This is a genomic window from Actinoallomurus sp. NPDC052308 (genome assembly GCF_040679195.1).
In the GTDB taxonomy this organism is placed as follows: Bacteria; Actinomycetota; Actinomycetes; order Streptosporangiales; family Streptosporangiaceae; genus Actinoallomurus; species Actinoallomurus liliacearum.
Genome location: NZ_JBFAUM010000012.1, coordinates 171,824 through 189,018, shown reverse-complemented (window position 1 = coordinate 189,018; position 17,195 = coordinate 171,824). Strand labels below are relative to the sequence as shown.

Genomic DNA, 17,195 nt, shown 5'->3' with positions numbered 1-17,195 from the left:
AGGTCAGCCCGCCTGGTCGGAGGTCACGAGGGCCGGGGCGCCGAGCACCTCGACGGGCTCCTCGTCGTGGCGGGGTAGCAGCACGACCACGATGATCGACGCGGCGAACCCGGCCGACCGCAACACGAGACGGACCGGGTCCTCCGGCAGGGGCTCGCCGAAGACCGCCGTGCCGGCCATGACGGTGTACACGCTGCCGACGACGCTGGAGACCGGCACCACGATCGAGGCGCGGCCGCGCTGCAGGCCGGTCTGGAACAGCAGCAGGCCCGCGCCCGACAGCAGGATGTACAGGTAGGGGTAGGGCGAGGCGATCGTGCGGCCGACGACTCCGCCCGCGTGGTCGGCGAGGAAGCCGGCGACGCCCTTGGTCTGCAGCGCGCCCGCGCCGTACAGCAGGCCGGAGGCGGCGCCGTACAGCACGCCGGGCACCGGACGGCCGGTGCGCCGCCCCGAGCGCATGGCGGCGAGGAACGCGCCCATGGCCAGGACGACCGTGCCGGCCGACACGGCGAGCAGCACGCCCGTGTCGGCGCGCAGGCCGAGCCGGGTGGGCTCCATCGACAGGCAGACCAGCAGCAGCGACAGCGCGAGCACGCCCAGCCCGGTCCACTCCCGCGGTGTGGTGCGCTCCCCCAGGAACACCGCGGAGAACACCACCAGGAGCGCCAGGCCGGCGAGCTGGATCGGCTGCCCGACGCTCAGCGGGACCAGCGACATCACCCCGAGTTGGCAGAGCAACCCCATCCCCATGACGAGGAAGCCGGTCACCCACGCCCGGCTGCCGCACAGGACACGGACGAGGTGGCCCACCCGGTGCGCGCTGATCGGGGGCAGGTCGCGCAACGCCCGCTTCTCAAGGACGAAGCCGGCGTTGTACAGGACCGTCGCGATCAACGCGAGGATGATGCCGAAGAACAAGCAGCCTCCTGGGCTACAGGGGAAGAAGCAGAGCGATATGAGGCGCGTCGCGCGGCCGGATGACGCCTGCGAGCTGGATGGAGGCGTGCGGTGACACAGGCCGCTCCCGAAAATACCGGATCCGCCGCAATACGACACACCGACCCGGCGAAAAGCACGACACGGGCGTGGCGGACGTCTCAGCGGGGCCGCCAGCGCACGAGCGTGAGATCGTCGCCGACGTCCGTGAAGACCGCCTGAACCGGCATGCCCGGCGTCACGTCGGCCGGATCCGCGCCCGTCAGGTCGCCGTACATGAAAAGGTCGTCGGCCTCGTCGAGCCGCACGTGCAGGACGGCGTAGGGCACCTCGTCGGCGAAGGCGCGCATGAAGATCTGGTGGTTCACGATCCAGCTCGCGACGCGCCCGGTCCTCCGGACCGGCGCCCAGGCATTCCGCCGGGACCGGCAGCGACCACAGATCGCCCGGGGCGGGAAGCGAAGCGCTCCACAGTCGCCGCACTCCTGGACCAGCAGCTCATGCCGGCGGACCGCCTCCCACCACGGCGCGGAGTCGCGATCGACCTGCGGCCTTGGCCGCTCGGCAAGGCTCATGCCCTCTCCTCGCTCATGGGTCCGCCTTCATCGGTCCGCCCGGAGGATCAGCGCCGAGGTGCCGGCCAGCACGTAGCCGGGCTGGGCCGTGGACAGCGCGACCTCGGCGCCGCTCACCTGCCGGTCACCGGCGGTGCCGCGCAACTGGGCGACGGCCTCGGCGACGTGGTTGATGCCGTGCACGTACCCCTCCGAGAGGAAGCCGCCGTGGGTGTTGACCGGCAGCGGGCCGTCCAGCCGGGTCGCGCCAGAGGCGGCGTACGGGCCGCCCTCCCCCTTGGCGCAGAACCCGTAGTCCTCCAGTTGGACGAGGACCGAGTACGTGAAGCAGTCGTACAGCTCGGCGACGTCGATGTCCTCCGGGCCGACGCCCGCCGTGGCGTAGAGCCGGGGGGCGATCCGCGCGGCCTCCGAGACGGTGAAGTCGCCGCCCTGGCCGGAGAAGAAGCTGTTGCCGCCGCCCCAGGCGGCGCCGGAGATCAGGACCGGCGGCGCGGCGAGGTCCCGGGCGCGTTCGGCGGAGGTCACGACGACCGCGCAGGCCCCGTCCGTCTCCAGGCAGCAGTCCAGCAGCCGCAGGGGTTCGGCGATCCACCGGGAGGCCAGGTAGTCCTCGATCGTGATCGGGTCGCGTTTCAGGGCGCGCGGGTTCTTGACGGCGTTGGCGCGCTGACCGACCGCGATGGAGCCGAGCTGCTCGTGCGTCGTCCCGTACTTGATCATGTGCGCGCGGGTGAACATGGCGAACTGCTGCGGCGGGGCGAAGTAGCCGTACGGCGCCTGGTACTGCGCGTCGAAGACCGGCGCGACACCACGTCCGGTGCCGCCCATGCGGAACTCCGAACGCGCGTTGATCGCGCGGTAGCAGACGATGGTGCGGGCGACGCCGGTGGCCACCGCCATGGCCGCCTGCCCGATCACCGCGTGCGAGACGCTGCCTCCGCCGAACTGGTCGAGGTACCAGTTCACCTCCGGGATGCCGAGTGCCGGGGCGACCACCCAGGGCGGCGTGGAGTCGCCGACGCGGTGGGTGGCCAGCGCGTCCACGTCGTCGACGTCCAGCCCGGCGTCGTCCAGGGCGGAGAGGATCGCGTCGATGGCGAGGGTGAGCGTCGAGACGCCGGAGTCCTTGCTGAACGGCGTGTAGCCCACCCCGGCGATCGCCGCTCGATCCCGCAACCCCATGCGTCGTCCTTCGCTACCCACCAAGCGCTCGGTCAAGTCTTTCGGACGGTAGAGCCCGCCCGGCCGCATGTCAATGATCACCGGGTGAACCGGCAGGTCATCGACCGGAGTACCCCCGGAACATAAAGGGGGCGCCTCGATCACCGGCCGAGGCCAGGACCTAGGACTTTGGGCGGATTTCACTACCCGCCAGGAATGCGCGCGGTACGTCGGCGCTTTACTGAATGGCGTGGAGCACGGGCGGTGGCCGGTCATCTTGACACCCCAGCAGCCCGCCGCCTATCGTCCAAGCAAGCGCTTGGCTAAGAGAAAGGATCCGGTCATGCCCGACGGCGCGACCGCCGCCACGTCGATCCCCCTGGGCTCGGCTGCACGATCCTCCGGCCAGAACACGTCACGGCGCGCGCCCGGCTCGCCCAACGGAACACCCCGCCCGGGCGCCGCCGAGCAGGTCACCGACATAGACAGGATGCGGTTCCGCAACATCCTCGGCCGGTTCGCCACCGGGGTGGTCGCCATCACCGCGATCGACCCCGAGACCGGCCGGCCCACCGGCCTGGCCGCCAACTCCTTCACCTCCGTGTCGCTGGACCCGGCGCTCGTCTCCTTCTGCGTCGCCCACACCAGCTCCACCTGGCCCCGGCTCCGCGGCGCCGACCGGCACTGCGTCAACATCCTGTCCGCGCCGCAGCGCGAGGTCTGCCTGCAACTCGCCACGAAGGGCGGGGACAAGTTCGCCGGCCTCGACTGGACCGAGTCCCCCGGCGGCAGCCCGGTCATCGACGGCGCGCTCGCGTGGCTGGAGTGCTCCGTCGAGGCGGAGTACGTCGCGGGCGACCATGTCATCGTCGTCGCCCAGGTGCATCAGCTCGACAAACACCACGACGGCGATCCACTCGTCTTCTACAAGGGCGCCTACGGTCGCTTCGACGGCTGATGGACACCGGCTTCCGGGCCGAGGTGCGCGGCTGGCTCGAGGCGAACCTCACCGGTGAGTTCGCCGAGGCCCGCGGGCTCGGCGGTCCCGGACGCGAACACGAGGGATTCGACCTGCGCCGCGCCTGGGAGCGGCGGCTCGGCGAGGCCGGCTGGACCTGCCTCGGCTGGCCGAAGGCGTACGGTGGGCGCGAGGCGACGCTGGAGCAGCAGGTCGCCTTCCACGAGGAGTACGCCCGCGCGAACGCGCCCCACCGCGTCGGCCACATCGGCGAGGGCCTGATCGGGCCGACGATCGTCGACTTCGGCACCGAGGAGCAGCGGCGCCGCTTCCTGCCGCCGATCCGCTACGGCGACGAGCTCTGGTGCCAGGGCTACTCCGAACCCGAGGCGGGCTCCGACCTGGCCAACGTGCAGACCCGCGCGGAGCGGCGCGGCGGCGAGTGGGTGATCACCGGGCAGAAGGTCTGGACCTCGCTCGCGCACCTGGCGGACTGGTGCTTCGTCCTCTGCCGTACGGAACCGGGTTCCCGGCGCCACCACGGCCTGTCGTACCTGCTCGTGCCGATGCGCCAGCCCGGCGTCGAGGTACGCCCGATCGTCCAGCTGACCGGTACCAGCGAGTTCAACGAGGTCTTCTTCGACGGCGCCCGTACGGACGCGGCCAACGTCCTCGGCGCGCCCGGTGACGGCTGGCGCGTCGCCCTGGCCACCCTCGGGTACGAGCGCGGCGCCTCGACGCTCGGTCAGCAGATCGGCTTCCGGCGGGAGTTCGAGGAGGTCGTCGCGGCGGCCCGGCGCACCGGCGCGGCCGAGGACCCGGTACTGCGCGACCGGCTGGTCCGATCGTGGATCGAACTGGAGATCATGCGCCTCAACGCGCTGCGCACCATGTCGTCCCTCGCGGCAGGCGAGCCCGGCCCGGAGGTGTCGATCGCCAAGCTGTACTGGTCGGAGTGGCACCGGCGGCTCGGCGAACTCGCCATCGCCGCCCTCGGGGACGAGGCGCTCGTCGCGGACGCCGGACCGTACGAGCTGTCGGAGTTGCAGCGGCTCTATCTGTTCAGCCGCGCCGACACCATCTACGCCGGGTCCAGCGAGATCCAGCGGAACATCATCGCCGAGCGCACCCTCGGCCTGCCCCGAGCCTGACGGGCGGTACTGGAGGCCGTCGTCGCCTCCAGCACCGTCTCTCCTCAGTCGTGCTCGCCCGTTGTCGCGAGCACCCGCAAGACGCGTTCGACGGCGTCGTCGAGATCATCGACGCGAGCGATCCGCTCGGCCCACGACCACCAGTACCACCAGCCGTCGTCGGAGTTCTCGGCGAGGATGTGCTCGGCGAGAACCGACACCTGTGGGTTCACCACATGCAGGCTCGGTGGTCCGACCCGTGGGACCGTCAGCCGTACGGCGAAGCCCCGCCCCCGGAGCAAGTCGCCGAGGCTTTCGAGATATTGGATGCGTGTCCGCGCTAAGGCGGCCGTCTCGTTCGACACGCTGCGATCACCCCTCCTGGAACGGATCCGTTCCGATCGGGGATCAGCATTCCCGTGACGTGCTGCGGCGCGCAATCCGCAGCACCGAACACGCATGAACTTGCGATTCGCAAGCCCGTCAGGGGTGAGGAAAGTCCGTTCCGGTGGCAGGTTTCCCCTCCCGACCGGCATGCTCGCCGGAGAGAACTTTTGCCGAGATGTTCCGTCGTGCCGCCAACTCCGGGGGCCGCACGCACGTCATAGACGGCGTAAACGGAGAGGGGCGTAAATGGAACTCGACGCGGGATCACGGTCATCGGCTCAGGGAGCGGGGTGGCATCGCCTGCACTATCCGGTGGCCGTGTTTCTGATCGTCTTCGGCGTGACCCGGGTCGGCTCGCTGCTCGACTGGTCCGGTCGCCACCAGGACGCCGCCAAGCTGCTCGGAGTGAGTGGTGGGGCGGCGACGGGGCTGCTGGGCCTGTCCGCCGTCGGTGAGCTGCTCCTCACCGTCGCTGCGGTCCTCGCCGTGAGCCGCCGCCGCGGCGTGTGGCTGCTGGTCGCGATCGCCGGATGGTCGCTGGAGTTCCTGGTGCTGATCGTGGTGGCCGGCGTCGCCGGGAACGTCTCCCGGATCGTCGAGCACGGCGTGTTCCTCCTGGCCTTCGGCGTGCTGCTGATGGCGACCTACCGGTGGAGCGCGGCCACGCGCGCCGCCGACGCCTCCGACGTCCCCGACGCGGCGGCCGCCTCGCCCGCGCAGCTCATGCTCGCGCCCCTGACCCCGGCACCGCCTCCCGGCGCCTCGGCGGATCCCTCCACGGCGCTGCCCGTGCCCCAGGACTCCGCCGCCCCGGCGCCGCCGTCCACCCCCTCCGCGCCCCGCCAGGACCGCACCAGGACACTGGTCGCGCCGTCGGGCCCTGCGGAGACCCCGGTGCCGCCGTCGGCCCCCTCGGCCGCGCCGGCGCCGCCCGAGGACCCGGCAGAGACCCTGGTCGCGCCGTCGGACCGCTCCGTGACTCGAGGCGAGAAGGCGCCCGAGCGACGGCCGGTGGCCGGGCCGCCGAGCGTCGACATGACCCGGCAGGACCTCAGGGTGCGCAGGCCGGACGGCGAGGGCGAGCGCGTGGACGAACCGGCCGGCACGCGCCGGAAGGCCGGTGCCGCGGCGAGCGACGTCACGCACCGGGACGGCGTACGGTTCCCGAGCGAGGTCACCCGCCGGGACGGCACACCGGTCCCGAGCGACGTCACCCGCCGGGACGTCCGGACGGCCGAGGACGAGTCCGGCGGCAGGCGGACCGCCGCCGAGGAGCCGGCCGAGGCCGAGTCCGACGGCACGGGAACCGTGGGAGAAGAGTCCGGCGGCGCGGGAACCGCCGAGGAGGAATCCGGCCGCACGGGGACCGCCGAGGAAGAGTCCGGCGGCACGCCGCCCTCCGAGGAGGAGCCGGCCGGGGACGCGGGCGGGGCGACGAGGAGCGACGTCCCCATCCGCTCGCGCGACGTCCCCATCCGCTCGCGCGACGTCCCCATGCGCCCACGCGACGTTCCCATGCGCCCACGCGACGTTCCCGTGCACCCAGGGGACGCCGAGCCGTCGGCCGACGCCGACATCGACGCCGAGGCCCACACGAGCGCTGACGCCGACGCGAGCGCCGAGGCCGACGCGAGTGCCGCCGAGACGATGCTCGACCGCGACAGGTGAGGACCCGCGGCGGCGGACGACCGCCCGCCTACGGCGACACGGCCGGCGTCGTGCCCCGCAGGCGGGCGACCAGGTCGAGGAACTCGTGCCTGGCGCGTTCGGGGTCCTCGCCGCCGAGCAGCTCCTCGACGAGGTCGGCCAGCGGCCAGGCCACCACCACGCCGTACCGGGCGAGGTAGAGGGCGACGGTGCGGATCCGGTAGGCATCGGCGGTGTCGAGCCAGGCACAGCCCACGAGCCGCCAGATCCAGCGCCGCGCGCGGCGCGCGTCGTTGACCTTCAGTACCGAGGTGACGTCGATGAGCGTGGCGCCGCGCGGGCCGCCGACCAGGATGTCGTTGTCATCCCACTGCGAGCCGAAGACCGGCCAGGCGATCCCCCAGGGCCGCCCCGGTGGCGGGTGCCCGGCCAGCCGGCGCATCTCGTGCAGGGCGCCGGAGCCGTGCAGGCGTTCGACGAGCTGCACCAGCTCGGTGACGGCGTCCTCCTCGACCGCGGCGTGCAGTTGCTCGACGGTCGGTACCCCGTCCCGGAAGGCGCCGAAGAAGGGCTGGTCGACCGGGTCGTTCCGGAAGACGTACGAGAACATCGCCAGCAGCCAGCACAGGCGGGCAAGGCCCTTCTCCGCGCCGACCTGTCCGAAGGGCGCGTATGTCGCGAAATACGCGCGCATCCGGTCGAACAAGTCGTCGAGCACGGTTTCAGCGGTGGAATAGGGGAACCTGGCGTATCGCGCGGCCCCGTCCTCGGCCACGTACCGGTCCACGCCGTGTTCGTTCGCCAGGTCCAGCCACCCGGTGAACGTCGGCCGCAGATCCAGCGCCCTGTGGCGCTCGTCCTTTCCGAGGCGAATATGCGTCGGGTAGAGCCCGGCCTGCCGATGCGCCCAATCCCGACTCGCGAGGCCGCCGCGCACCAGTCCGTACAGCACCGAATACGGCGGAGCCGACTGTACGAGCGTGGCCATCCGCATCCCGAACGCCCGATCCACCTGCGCCCAGTGTCGCCTCCCGACCCGCCCGGCCGGGCGCACGACGGGCAGGCCCTTGGTCTCCGCCGTCAGGCGCTGGACGACCTCGCCGGTCCCGGTCATGCGTTCGGCGCACCATTCCCCGAGCTCACCGAAGTACAAATGCGAGATAAGCGACACAATGGCGACTATAACCGTCACTTTCAAAACGACATCTGCGGTCGGCCGCGCGTTCGCGTACAGATCGCTCGATGAAAGCGGCGCCGCGTCGGCGATTCGTACCGTTTCATCCCCATCTACGCCCGTGATCGCCGAGCATTCGGCGTCTCCGCCGCCTGGCCATGGTGGAACGGCCGCGTCGGACCCCTGGCCGGTTGCGGACTGAACCCGGGCCGGTGGGGCACGGGTGACTCATGCGGGTGCTGCTGACCGGATGGTTCAGCTTCGTCCATGGCGAGGTGACGGCCGGGGACGCCCTCGCCCTGGACTCCGTCGCCTCGGCGCTGACGCGGGCCGGCATCCCGTACGACGAGGCGTGGAGTCCGGTGTTCCGGCCGGACGCCATGTCACTGCGGGAGGCCGACCCGGCGCGCTACACGCACCTCGTCTTCGTGTGCGGGCCGATCCACGGCGACCAGGTCCGCGGCCTGCACGAACGGTACGCCGGCTGCCGTCGGATCGCGGTCGGCGTCTCGGTGATCGACCCGGCCGACCCGGCCGTCACCGGCTTCCACCGTGTGCTGGCCCGCGACGGGCTGGGCGAGCCGGGCCGCGATCTGGCGGGCCCGCCCGAGAGCGCCCCGCCGGTCGCCGGGGTCGTCCTGGCCCGGGGACAGGGAGAGTACGGCGCGCGCCGCCGGCACGACGACGTAGCGGCGCGGCTGACCGGCTGGCTCGGCGGGCGCGACTGCGCGGCCCTCCCCCTGGACACCCGGCTCGATCCGCGCGACTGGCGGTTGTGCTCGACCGCCGACCAGTTCGTCGCGGTCGTGCGGCGGCTCGACGTCTTGGTGACCACTCGGCTGCACGGTCTGGTCCTCGCCCTGCGCTCCGGGGTGCCGGCGCTGGCCGTCGACCCGGTCGACGGCGGCGGCAAGGTGTCGGCGCAGGCCGGCGTCTGGGAGTGGCCGGCGCTGCCCGCGAGCGCGGGCACCACCGAGTTCGACGCGGCCTGGGCGTGGTGCCTGTCCGAAGAGGGCCGGCGCACCGCCCGCGACCGCGCGGCCACGCCCCCGGCCGCCCTCGACCGCCTCGTCGAGGAGTTGTCTGCCACCCGCACCCTGAAACCGACCTAGATACCGACCTGGATCCGGCCCGACGGACGATCCTCCTCCGCCCGCGCTCCAGACCAGACCCAGGGGCGCGTCGCCGCCGCCCGCGCCCTCAACGAACGTGCCGCCGCCCGCACGTCCTGAACCGCCGTCAGCGGCGGCTGGTCAGCAGTTCGCGGAGCCGGCCGCCGGGCGGGTGGGGCGTCAGGGGCGGCGTCGGGAGGCCGGCACCCGTGCGGAGGCCCTCGAGGAACTCGCGCAGCGCGTCCAGCGAGGAGTACCGCGGCGACCAGCCCAGGTCACGGCGGGCGCGGCCGGTGTCCATGATCGGTATCCGGAGGACGGCGTCGAACAGGCCGGGTGAGGCGGGCACCAGGTTGAGCTGCCAGCCCGCCCAGACCGCTCCCCGTACGAGTGCGGCCGGGACCCGGACCCGCCGGGCGCCGAGCAGTTCGGCCAGTTCGGCGGCGCCCACGATCGGGTCGGCGGCGACGTTGAAGGGCCCGCGCGCGTCGCCCAGCGCGGCCAGCCGGTACGCCTCGGCGGCGTCGGTGGTGTGCAGCGTCTGGAAGCGCAGGCCCGGGATGTCGGGAACGACCGGCAGCAGCCCGGCCCGGAGGTTCGGCACCAGCGGACCGCCGAAGATCCGCCGCTGTTCCTGGGCGGCCTCCCGCTTGAAGATGAACCCCGGCCGCAGGCGTACGACCCGGCGGTCGGAGTGCGCCGCCTCGAAGGCGTCCAGGACGCGCTCGACGTAGGCCTTCTCCCGGGTGTACGAGGCGCCGGGCCAGCCGTGCGTGGGCCAGGACTCGTCGACGGCGCGGTCCTTGGGGCCCGGGGAGTACGCGCCCACCGACGAGGCGTACACCAGGGCCGGCACGCCGGCCGCGGCGACGGCGTCGAAGACGCGCGTGCTCCCGATGACGTTGGTCCGCCACGTCGCCGCGGAGTCGTGGGTCGGGTGGAACGCCCACGCCAGATGGATGACCGCGTCGGCGCCTCGGAAGAGAGGCGCGAGGTCGGCCGTCGCGACGTCGGCGGCCGCCCATTCGGTCTTCGGAGCCGTCCAGTCGGGCTCGCGCCGGGCCAGTCCCAGCACCGAGTCGACGCCCGGGTCCCCGCCGAGCGCCTCGACCACGCTGGTCCCGACATTTCCGGTCGCTCCGGTAACCACGATGCGCATGCTCAAGCGCTACCCGGCCGGGCCCGCCCTAACCCGTCACACCATCTGCCCTGGTAGCGGCGTGGTTGAGCATAAAACCGCTCTATAGGGGAGAAAGCCCGGCATGAAAAACGGCAGAACGATCGAGACGAGAATCCCCGCACGGCTCGATCGACTTCCCTGGGCGCGCTGGCACTGGCTGATCCTCCTCGGGCTGGGGACCGTTTGGATCCTCGACGGCCTTGAGGTGAACGTCGTCGGCGTCATCGGGCCCCGGCTGACGGACAAGGCCGGGGGCCTCGGGCTGACCGACTCCCAGGTCGGGCTCGGGGCCGCGTGTTACGTCGCGGGGGCCTGCGCCGGCGCGTTGTTCTTCGGCTATCTGACGGACCGGTTCGGGCGCAAGAAACTGTTCCTGATAACGCTCGCGGTCTATCTGCTGGCCACCGTGGCGACCGCCTTCTCGTTCAATCCTCTCTGGTTCTACGCCTGCCGCTTCGTCACCGGGACCGGCATCGGCGGAGAGTACGCAGCGGTGAACTCCGCGGTCGACGAACTGATCCCCGCGCGGCTGCGCGGCACCGTCGACGTGGTGGTCAACGGGTCCTTCTGGCTCGGGACGACGTTCGCCGCGCTGTTGTCCGTACCCGTCCTGAACGCCTCGGTGCTGCCGAAGGACGTGGGCTGGCGGCTCCTGTTCGGGATCGGCGCCCTCCTGGGCGTGGGCATCCTGTTCGTCCGGCGAATGGTTCCGGAGAGCCCACGCTGGTTGTTCATCCACGGCCGGGCCGACGAGGCCGAGAAGATCGTCGGCGACATCGAACGCACCGTCTCGGAGGAGACGGGCAAGAGGCTCGACGAGCCCGACGAGAGCATCGAGATCCGGCAGCGGCGGACGGTGGGCTTCGGCGAGATCGTCCGGACGGCCGTCAAGCTCTACCCGAAGCGGACCGTCCTGGGGCTGTCCCTGTTCGTCGGCCAGGCGTTCCTCTACAACGCCGTGTTCTTCACGTACGCGCTGGTCCTGTCGAAGTTCTTCAAGGTCCCCGACGACCGGACGGGCTGGTACCTGGTGCCGATCGGACTCGGCAACTTCTTCGGCGCGTTCGTCCTCAGCCGGCTGTTCGACCGGCTCGGCCGCAAGATCATGATCTCCGGGACGTACATCCTCTCCGGGCTGCTGCTGATCGGCACGGCGATGCTCTTCCGCGGTGGGCACCTGTCCGCCACGACGCTGACGGTCTGCTGGGTGATCGTGTTCTTCTTCGCCTCGGCCGGCGCCAGCTCCGCGTACCTCACCGGTTCGGAGATCTTCCCGATGGAGACCCGGGCCATGGCCATCGCGTCGTTCTACGCGATCGGCACGGCGGTGGGCGGCATCATCGGCCCGGCGCTGTTCGGAAAGCTCGTCGACACCGGCAAGGAGTCGGCGGTGAGCGACGGCTACCTGCTGGGCGCGGCACTGATGATCGCCGCGGGCATCGTGGAGATCTTCGTCGGGGTCGAGGCGGCCAGCCGGTCGCTCGAGGAGGTCGCGGCGCCGCTGTCCGCCCAGGAACAGCCGGAGAAGGCCGCAGCCTGAGCGCGTCAGGAGATGAGGCGGGCGACGGCGGTCATGGTGCCGGGGGCGACCTCGGTGAAGCCGCCGTCCCGTACCGCGACGTCGGCCTCGGCGACGCTTCGATCCCAGTCGCCCGCCTCCACGACCCGGACCCGCAGGCCCGGCCACTCGCCACGGGCGCGCAGCAGCAACTGCGCCGCGTGACCGCACTGCGCGGCGATCTTTCCGGTGGTCATGGCGACGCCGGGATCGACGGTGACCAGGGCGTACGGCGGCTCGGGCGGAGGTTTCGGCTCGTCGTCGCGCGGCAGGTCGGTGCCGCCGACCTGCAGCTTGGCGATCTCCGGCGGCACCTCCGTGACCGGTCCGGGCACGAACGCCCGCGCCAGCGCGCCGTCATGGTCGGCCAGCACGCCGGGCAGCGCGTCCAGGGCCTCCCAGCGCGCGCCCCGGGCCCGGCGCGCCACCTTGCGGATGCGCCGCGACTCCCAGGCCGCCACCGCGTCGTGCCACTCCCCGCCCGGCGCCGAGCGCGGGTCGGTCAGCAGCCGGACGACGGCCATCGCGGCCGCCTCGCAGATCGCCAGGTGCGACGGCGGCGCGGCCTTCTCGATGCGCAGGGCGAGTTGCATCGCCCAGGCGGGTTCCTCGGTCACGTCCCAATGTCTACCAGCCCCCGCCGGTCGTCCCGCCGGGAGTCTCCCTCGCGTACCGCCGGGCCGGCGTGCCAGGGTGAGCGTATGAAGGTGGTCTTCGGCGCGGACGACGAGAACGAATGCACCCGTGCGGTGCTCGAGCACCTGGGCAAGGTCGCCGAGCTGCGCGTCATCGACGACCTCGAGAAGTGGCCCGACTTCTCCCGGGAGGCGGGCCGCGCGGTGGCGAGCGGCGAGGCCGACTACGGCGTGCTGATGTGCTGGACCGGCACCGGCACGTCCATCGCGGCCAACAAGGTCCCCGGCGTACGCGCCGCGCTCGCGTGGGAGCCGTGGATCGCGCGGAACGCCCGGCTGTGGAACGACGCGAACGTCCTGGCCCTCAGCCTGAAGCGCCTCGCCCCGGACGTCGCCGTCGAGTGTGTGAAGGCGTTCCTCGAGACCGAGCACGAGGATCCCGAGGAGACCCCCAACATCGACCTGATCCGCGACCTCTGACGATCCTGTGGGACGCTGACCGCATGATCCAGATCTCCAGTCGTGTGGTCTATCAGAACCGGTGGATGACGGTGCGGGAGGACGACATCCGGCTGCCGGACGGGTCCCCCGGCATCTACGGCGTCGTGGACAAGCCCACCGCGGCGCTGATCATCCCGATGGAGAACGACGGGTTCCACCTCGTTGAGCAGTACCGCTACACGCTGTCCCGCCGGTCGCTGGAGTTCCCGCAGGGCACCTGGCCTGACGACCGGGAGACGAGCGTGGAGGAGCTGGCGACCGCGGAGCTGGCCCAGGAGACGGGCCTGCGCGCGGCGACGCTGGAGCGCATCGGGTCGTTCGGGATCGGGGTGGGGTTCACCAACCAGCGCTGCGACGTGTTCCTCGCGACCGGCCTGACGCCCGGGGACACGGCCGACCGCGACCCCGAGGAGCAGGGGATGACGCAGCGCTGGGTCGCCCGCACGGACCTGGAGCGGATGATCCGCGACGGGGAGATCGTCGACGGCTGCAGCATGGCCGCCTACACCCTCCTGACGCTGAACGGAACGGGCGGGCGATAGCCGCCCGGAGGAGTCCGCGGCGCGGGAGTGCCCAGGGAAAGGCCGATCCCCACGATTGGCCATCGACACGCGACGAATCGGCGTGATCGGCTACCCGCATGAGTCTTCCCCTCGACGACATCCACGCGACCGGCAAGGCCCTGGAACTGGTCACGGAGGCGGCCGTCCCGTACCTGGACTCGCTGTCGACCCGGCCGGTGAGTGATCCGGACACCGCGGCGTTGATCGGTGAGCTCGGCGGGCCGCTGCCCGAGCGAGGCGACGGCACCGTCGACGGCGTCGCGCGTCTGCTCCGGATCGGCACCTCCGCGGCCACCCACTCGGCCGGGCCGCGCTTCTTCCACTTCGTCGTCGGCGGCAGCACTCCCGCCGCACTCGCCGGTGACTGGATCGCCTCCCTGCTCGACCAGAATCCGGGCAACTGGGCGGCCTCTCCCTTCGGCACACAGGCCGAGACGGTGGTCCTGGGCTGGCTGAAGGACCTGTTCGGGCTCCCCGAGTCCTACGGCGGAGTGCTCACCACCAGTGCCACCTCCGCGAACTTCACGGCGCTGTCGGCGGCGCGGTTCTGGTGGGCGGAGCGGCACGGCGTGAACGTCACCGCCGACGGGCTGGCGGGGTTGCCGCCGCTGCCGGTCTTCTCCAGCGGATACGTCCACGTGAGTACCCGCAAGGCCCTGCAGATGCTCGGCCTGGGGCGTGACACGGTACGCAGGTTCGCCCGGGACGACGCGGGCCGGATCGACCTCACCGCGCTCGACCGGGCGCTCGCGGAGGCCGACGGCCCCGCGGTGATCGTGGCGAACGCCGGGGACGTCAACACCGGCGACTTCGATCCGATCGACGAGATGGCCGAACTCGCCGAGCGGCACGGCGCGTGGCTCCACGTGGACGGCGCGTTCGGACTGTTCGCGGCCGTGTCACCGCGGACGCGGCATCTGGTGAGCGGGATCGAACGAGCCGACTCCGTCATCAGCGACGGGCACAAGTGGCTGAACGTCCCGTACGAGAGCGGGTTCGCGTTCGTCCGGGACCCCGCGCTGCTGGGCCGGGCCTTCGGGGCGTGGGACGCGCCCTATCTGCCCGGGGAAGGGGACGAGCACGTCAACTACCAGTTCCTCGGCCCCGACTCCTCGCGTCGAGCGCGAGCCCTCCCGATCTGGGCGACGCTGCGCGCGTACGGGCGCGAGGGTCACCGGGCGATGGTGGAGCGGCATCTCGACCTCGCCGCGCACCTCGGCCGGCTCGTCGAGGAGGCCCCGGACCTGGAACTGCTCGCGCCGGTGCGACTGTGCGTCGTCTGCTTCCGTTACCGGCGACCCGACGTCGCGGGTCTGGACGCGCTGAACACCCGGCTGGGTGCCGAGCTGCTCGCGGACGGGCGGGTCTTCGCCGGTACGACCGTCTACCGGGGAATGACCGCGCTCCGGCCGGCGATCGTGAACTGGCGGACCACCGAGGCCGACGTCGAACTCCTGGTCTCGATCGTCCGGGAGATCGGCGCGCGGCTCAGCGGATGAGGCTCAGAACCGCGCTGCGATAAACGACGTCGGCCCGCCCGAACGGCGTCCTCGATCCAGCGGGAAGGCACTCCGCCGTTCGCTTCTTGTAACTCCGCCGTAACCATGCCGGCACGCGCAACACGAAAGTGCGTCATCCACATGCGAGCGCCGAAAATGACCATTGACGCGGATATCGGTCATCAGTATCTTGATTTTCGCCAAGACCGAATAAGGGTGCACTGGGCATACCTTTCTCCGGCCGCAGGCTTCAGGAGGATCATGAAAATCAGGAGCATGGCCGCAGCCGTCGCCGCGACCAGCGCGATCGCCGGTGCCGGCGTGGCCATCGCGCCCGCCGCGATGGCGGACACGATCTGCGGATCGGGCTACACCCAGTTCTATTCGTCGAATGTCTATACTTCGGGTGGCCTGTTCGCCGGCACCGTGAAGGTTTTCGACTCACCGAACAACTACAAGTGCGCATACTTCACGGTGAGCAGCGGCACTAAAGGCTCCGCTGGATGGGGCCACAGCGTCAATATTGAGCCTAGTTCCGGCGGGACCGCACACCACGACTCGGGCTATTACAACAGTTACGCCGGACCGCTCTACGCCGGCCCGGGCTGCGTAGACGTCTGGGCAAGCGTGTACGGGGCGGAAGACGGCTTCTTCTCCAAGTCGAACCTCTGCCATTGATCCTGCCGAGGCCCCGCCTCGAGCTTGCGTAAGGTCGGTTGGGCCGCACCACGGCCCAACCGATCTGCTTTTTCCAGACCGGCTCCAGGTCGGTGCCCAGCCGTGGATACCGGGATCGGCCGCTCGCCGAAGGGCCGGGCCGGGGTCTCCCGCATCATGGGCCGCAAGACACTAGACGGCGGGGAGTTCGCCGAGGAGCGTGTCGGCGCGGTTCTTCGTCAGGCCGCCTTCGCCGAGGCGAGTGATGATCTTCTGGCGGAGGTCCGTCAACCGCTGCCGCAGGTCGACGCGCTGCCCGGCGGCGACCTCGTTCGTCAGGGCGGTGATGATGTTGTCGAGGTCGACGGCCACGTCGGAGCGGACCTCGCGAACGGCCATGCCCTCGTCCACCGTGCGCCGCATCTGGGTGAGCGCCTCGACCGTGCCGGACGGGGTCGGCGCCATCCGGGTCCGGACCCGGTGGGGCGGGGGCTGCGCCGCCGGCGGTGCGGCCGCGGGCGTCGTCGACGACGAGCCGGCGGTCGATGCGCCCGGTGTTGCGGCGGGTGTGACGGGCCCCGAGGTGTCGGGCGAGGCCGAGGACTCCGCAGGGCTGGACGGCGCGGTCAGCGCGGCCTTGGAGCCGGGGTCGCCGGAGCTCAGCACGATGGCGATCACCGCGGCCATGATCGCGGCGGCGGCGCCGGCGGCCAGCGGCACCCGGCGCCGCTGGACGGCCGGGGCGGTCAGCACCCGGGTGATCGGGTGCACGTGCCTCCTCGGCGTGGCGGCGTCGGGATCGACGGCGGCCTCGGTGTCCACCCCCAGTGTCCTGGCGATCTCGGCGGCGGTCGGCCGGTCCGGCGCGGAGCGGGCGACGCAGCGTGCCTGCAGGCCGCCGAGGGTCTCCCCCGGTTCGGGGCGGCGGCCCTTCACCGCCTCGAACCACACGACCCCGAGGGAGTACACGTCGGCGGAGGGCGACAGGTCGTTCTCGGGCGGCAGGTAGTCGGGCGTGCCCATCCGCGCGTCACCGGCGATGCCGAAGTCGAGGACCTTCACGCCGGACGACGTGACGAAGATGTTGGTGGGCTTGATGTCCCGGTGCACGATGCGCGCGGCGTGCGCGGCGGCCAGCGCCGAGGCGATCTGGCCGATCACCCGCTCGACGTCGGGGACCGGGCGCAGGTCGGCGAGCGTCGAGCCGGTGAGCAGCTCCATCACGATGTACGGCGTGCCGTCCGACTCGCCGTAGTCGTGCACGGTGACGATGTGCGGGTGGGACAGGGCGGCCGCCGCGCGCGCCTCGTCCCGGAACCTCCTGCGGAACTCCGGGTCCCGGGCCAGCTCCGGGTCGATGAGCTTGACCGCGACCTGCCGGACCAGGACCTCGTCCCGCGCAAGCCAGACGGATGCCATGCCACCACGGCCGATCCGCTCACTGAGGCGGTACCGGCCGGCCAGAAGTGACTGCATCGGCTCAGTCTTCCCCAACTACCGCGTTTCGCACGGGCTT

General features: G+C 71.7%; 17 protein-coding genes. 9 read left to right on the top strand and 8 right to left on the bottom strand.

Annotation, left to right across the window (positions count from 1 at the left end):
- Positions 1-3 precede the first annotated feature (3 nt).
- From AB0L00_RS26670 to AB0L00_RS26660, 3 genes are all read right to left on the bottom strand, one after another.
- Complete coding sequence (locus tag AB0L00_RS26670) at positions 4-921, bottom strand: hypothetical protein (RefSeq protein ID WP_345361805.1); 918 nt, start codon at positions 919-921, stop codon at positions 4-6.
- A 179-nt stretch (positions 922-1,100) separates the two neighbouring features.
- Complete coding sequence (locus AB0L00_RS26665) at positions 1,101-1,514, bottom strand: OB-fold domain-containing protein (RefSeq protein ID WP_364439452.1); 414 nt, start codon at positions 1,512-1,514, stop codon at positions 1,101-1,103.
- Between the two features lie 27 nt (positions 1,515-1,541).
- Positions 1,542-2,699, bottom strand: a complete 1,158-nt coding sequence (locus AB0L00_RS26660; RefSeq protein ID WP_364439449.1) for an acetyl-CoA acetyltransferase — start codon at positions 2,697-2,699, stop codon at positions 1,542-1,544.
- Positions 2,700-3,168: 469 nt separating this feature from the next.
- Here AB0L00_RS26660 and AB0L00_RS26655 point away from each other — a divergent pair, with 469 nt between their 5' ends.
- Positions 3,169-3,636 (top strand): flavin reductase family protein, encoded by a 468-nt coding sequence (locus AB0L00_RS26655; RefSeq protein ID WP_345362485.1) that lies wholly within the window; start codon positions 3,169-3,171, stop codon positions 3,634-3,636.
- Positions 3,636-4,787 carry an acyl-CoA dehydrogenase family protein gene (locus AB0L00_RS26650; protein WP_364439446.1) on the top strand — a complete coding sequence of 384 codons (1,152 nt, stop codon included), beginning with the start codon at positions 3,636-3,638 and terminating at the stop codon, positions 4,785-4,787. The genes AB0L00_RS26655 and AB0L00_RS26650 overlap by 1 nt, the downstream gene beginning before the upstream one ends.
- 44 nt (positions 4,788-4,831) lie before the next feature.
- Here AB0L00_RS26650 and AB0L00_RS26645 read toward each other — a convergent pair whose 3' ends face one another.
- The gene (locus AB0L00_RS26645) at positions 4,832-4,999 is read right to left on the bottom strand and encodes a hypothetical protein (protein WP_364439443.1); all 168 of its coding nucleotides are present in this window, start codon (positions 4,997-4,999) and stop codon (positions 4,832-4,834) included.
- A 472-nt stretch (positions 5,000-5,471) separates the two neighbouring features.
- Here AB0L00_RS26645 and AB0L00_RS26640 point away from each other — a divergent pair, with 472 nt between their 5' ends.
- Positions 5,472-6,821, top strand: coding sequence for a hypothetical protein (locus AB0L00_RS26640; protein ID WP_364439440.1), 1,350 nt, complete (start codon positions 5,472-5,474; stop codon positions 6,819-6,821).
- A gap of 28 nt (positions 6,822-6,849) precedes the next feature.
- Here AB0L00_RS26640 and AB0L00_RS26635 read toward each other — a convergent pair whose 3' ends face one another.
- Complete coding sequence (locus tag AB0L00_RS26635) at positions 6,850-7,971, bottom strand: hypothetical protein (protein WP_364439437.1); 1,122 nt, start codon at positions 7,969-7,971, stop codon at positions 6,850-6,852.
- Positions 7,972-8,204: 233 nt separating this feature from the next.
- Between AB0L00_RS26635 and AB0L00_RS26630 the strand changes: the two genes are divergently transcribed.
- Positions 8,205-9,086, top strand: a complete 882-nt coding sequence (locus tag AB0L00_RS26630; protein WP_364439434.1) for a polysaccharide pyruvyl transferase family protein — start codon at positions 8,205-8,207, stop codon at positions 9,084-9,086.
- A 127-nt stretch (positions 9,087-9,213) separates the two neighbouring features.
- On the opposite strand, the gene AB0L00_RS26625 is transcribed toward AB0L00_RS26630, so the two are convergent.
- Positions 9,214-10,245, bottom strand: coding sequence for an SDR family oxidoreductase (locus AB0L00_RS26625; protein WP_364439431.1), 1,032 nt, complete (start codon positions 10,243-10,245; stop codon positions 9,214-9,216).
- A gap of 103 nt (positions 10,246-10,348) precedes the next feature.
- On the opposite strand from AB0L00_RS26625, the gene AB0L00_RS26620 reads away from it, so the two are divergent.
- Positions 10,349-11,806, top strand: a complete 1,458-nt coding sequence (locus tag AB0L00_RS26620) for an MFS transporter (protein WP_364439428.1) — start codon at positions 10,349-10,351, stop codon at positions 11,804-11,806.
- 5 nt (positions 11,807-11,811) lie between these two features.
- Here AB0L00_RS26620 and AB0L00_RS26615 read toward each other — a convergent pair whose 3' ends face one another.
- Positions 11,812-12,441 (bottom strand): hypothetical protein, encoded by a 630-nt coding sequence (locus tag AB0L00_RS26615; RefSeq protein ID WP_364439425.1) that lies wholly within the window; start codon positions 12,439-12,441, stop codon positions 11,812-11,814.
- Positions 12,442-12,525: 84 nt separating this feature from the next.
- Between AB0L00_RS26615 and AB0L00_RS26610 the strand changes: the two genes are divergently transcribed.
- The 4 genes from AB0L00_RS26610 to AB0L00_RS26595 all read left to right on the top strand — a co-directional run bounded on the left by AB0L00_RS26610 (position 12,526) and on the right by AB0L00_RS26595 (position 15,700).
- Positions 12,526-12,939, top strand: coding sequence for an RpiB/LacA/LacB family sugar-phosphate isomerase (locus AB0L00_RS26610; protein ID WP_345361766.1), 414 nt, complete (start codon positions 12,526-12,528; stop codon positions 12,937-12,939).
- A gap of 23 nt (positions 12,940-12,962) precedes the next feature.
- On the top strand, positions 12,963-13,502 hold the full coding sequence (locus AB0L00_RS26605) for an NUDIX hydrolase (protein WP_364439422.1): 540 nt from the start codon (positions 12,963-12,965) through the stop codon (positions 13,500-13,502).
- Between the two features lie 98 nt (positions 13,503-13,600).
- The gene (locus AB0L00_RS26600) at positions 13,601-15,022 is read left to right on the top strand and encodes an aspartate aminotransferase family protein (protein ID WP_364439419.1); all 1,422 of its coding nucleotides are present in this window, start codon (positions 13,601-13,603) and stop codon (positions 15,020-15,022) included.
- 276 nt (positions 15,023-15,298) lie between these two features.
- Positions 15,299-15,700: a hypothetical protein gene (locus AB0L00_RS26595; protein ID WP_364439416.1), complete on the top strand. Its 402-nt coding sequence runs from the start codon at positions 15,299-15,301 to the stop codon at positions 15,698-15,700.
- 171 nt (positions 15,701-15,871) lie between these two features.
- Here AB0L00_RS26595 and AB0L00_RS26590 read toward each other — a convergent pair whose 3' ends face one another.
- On the bottom strand, positions 15,872-17,155 hold the full coding sequence (locus tag AB0L00_RS26590) for a serine/threonine-protein kinase (protein ID WP_364439413.1): 1,284 nt from the start codon (positions 17,153-17,155) through the stop codon (positions 15,872-15,874).
- Between the last annotated feature and the right edge of the window lie 40 nt (positions 17,156-17,195).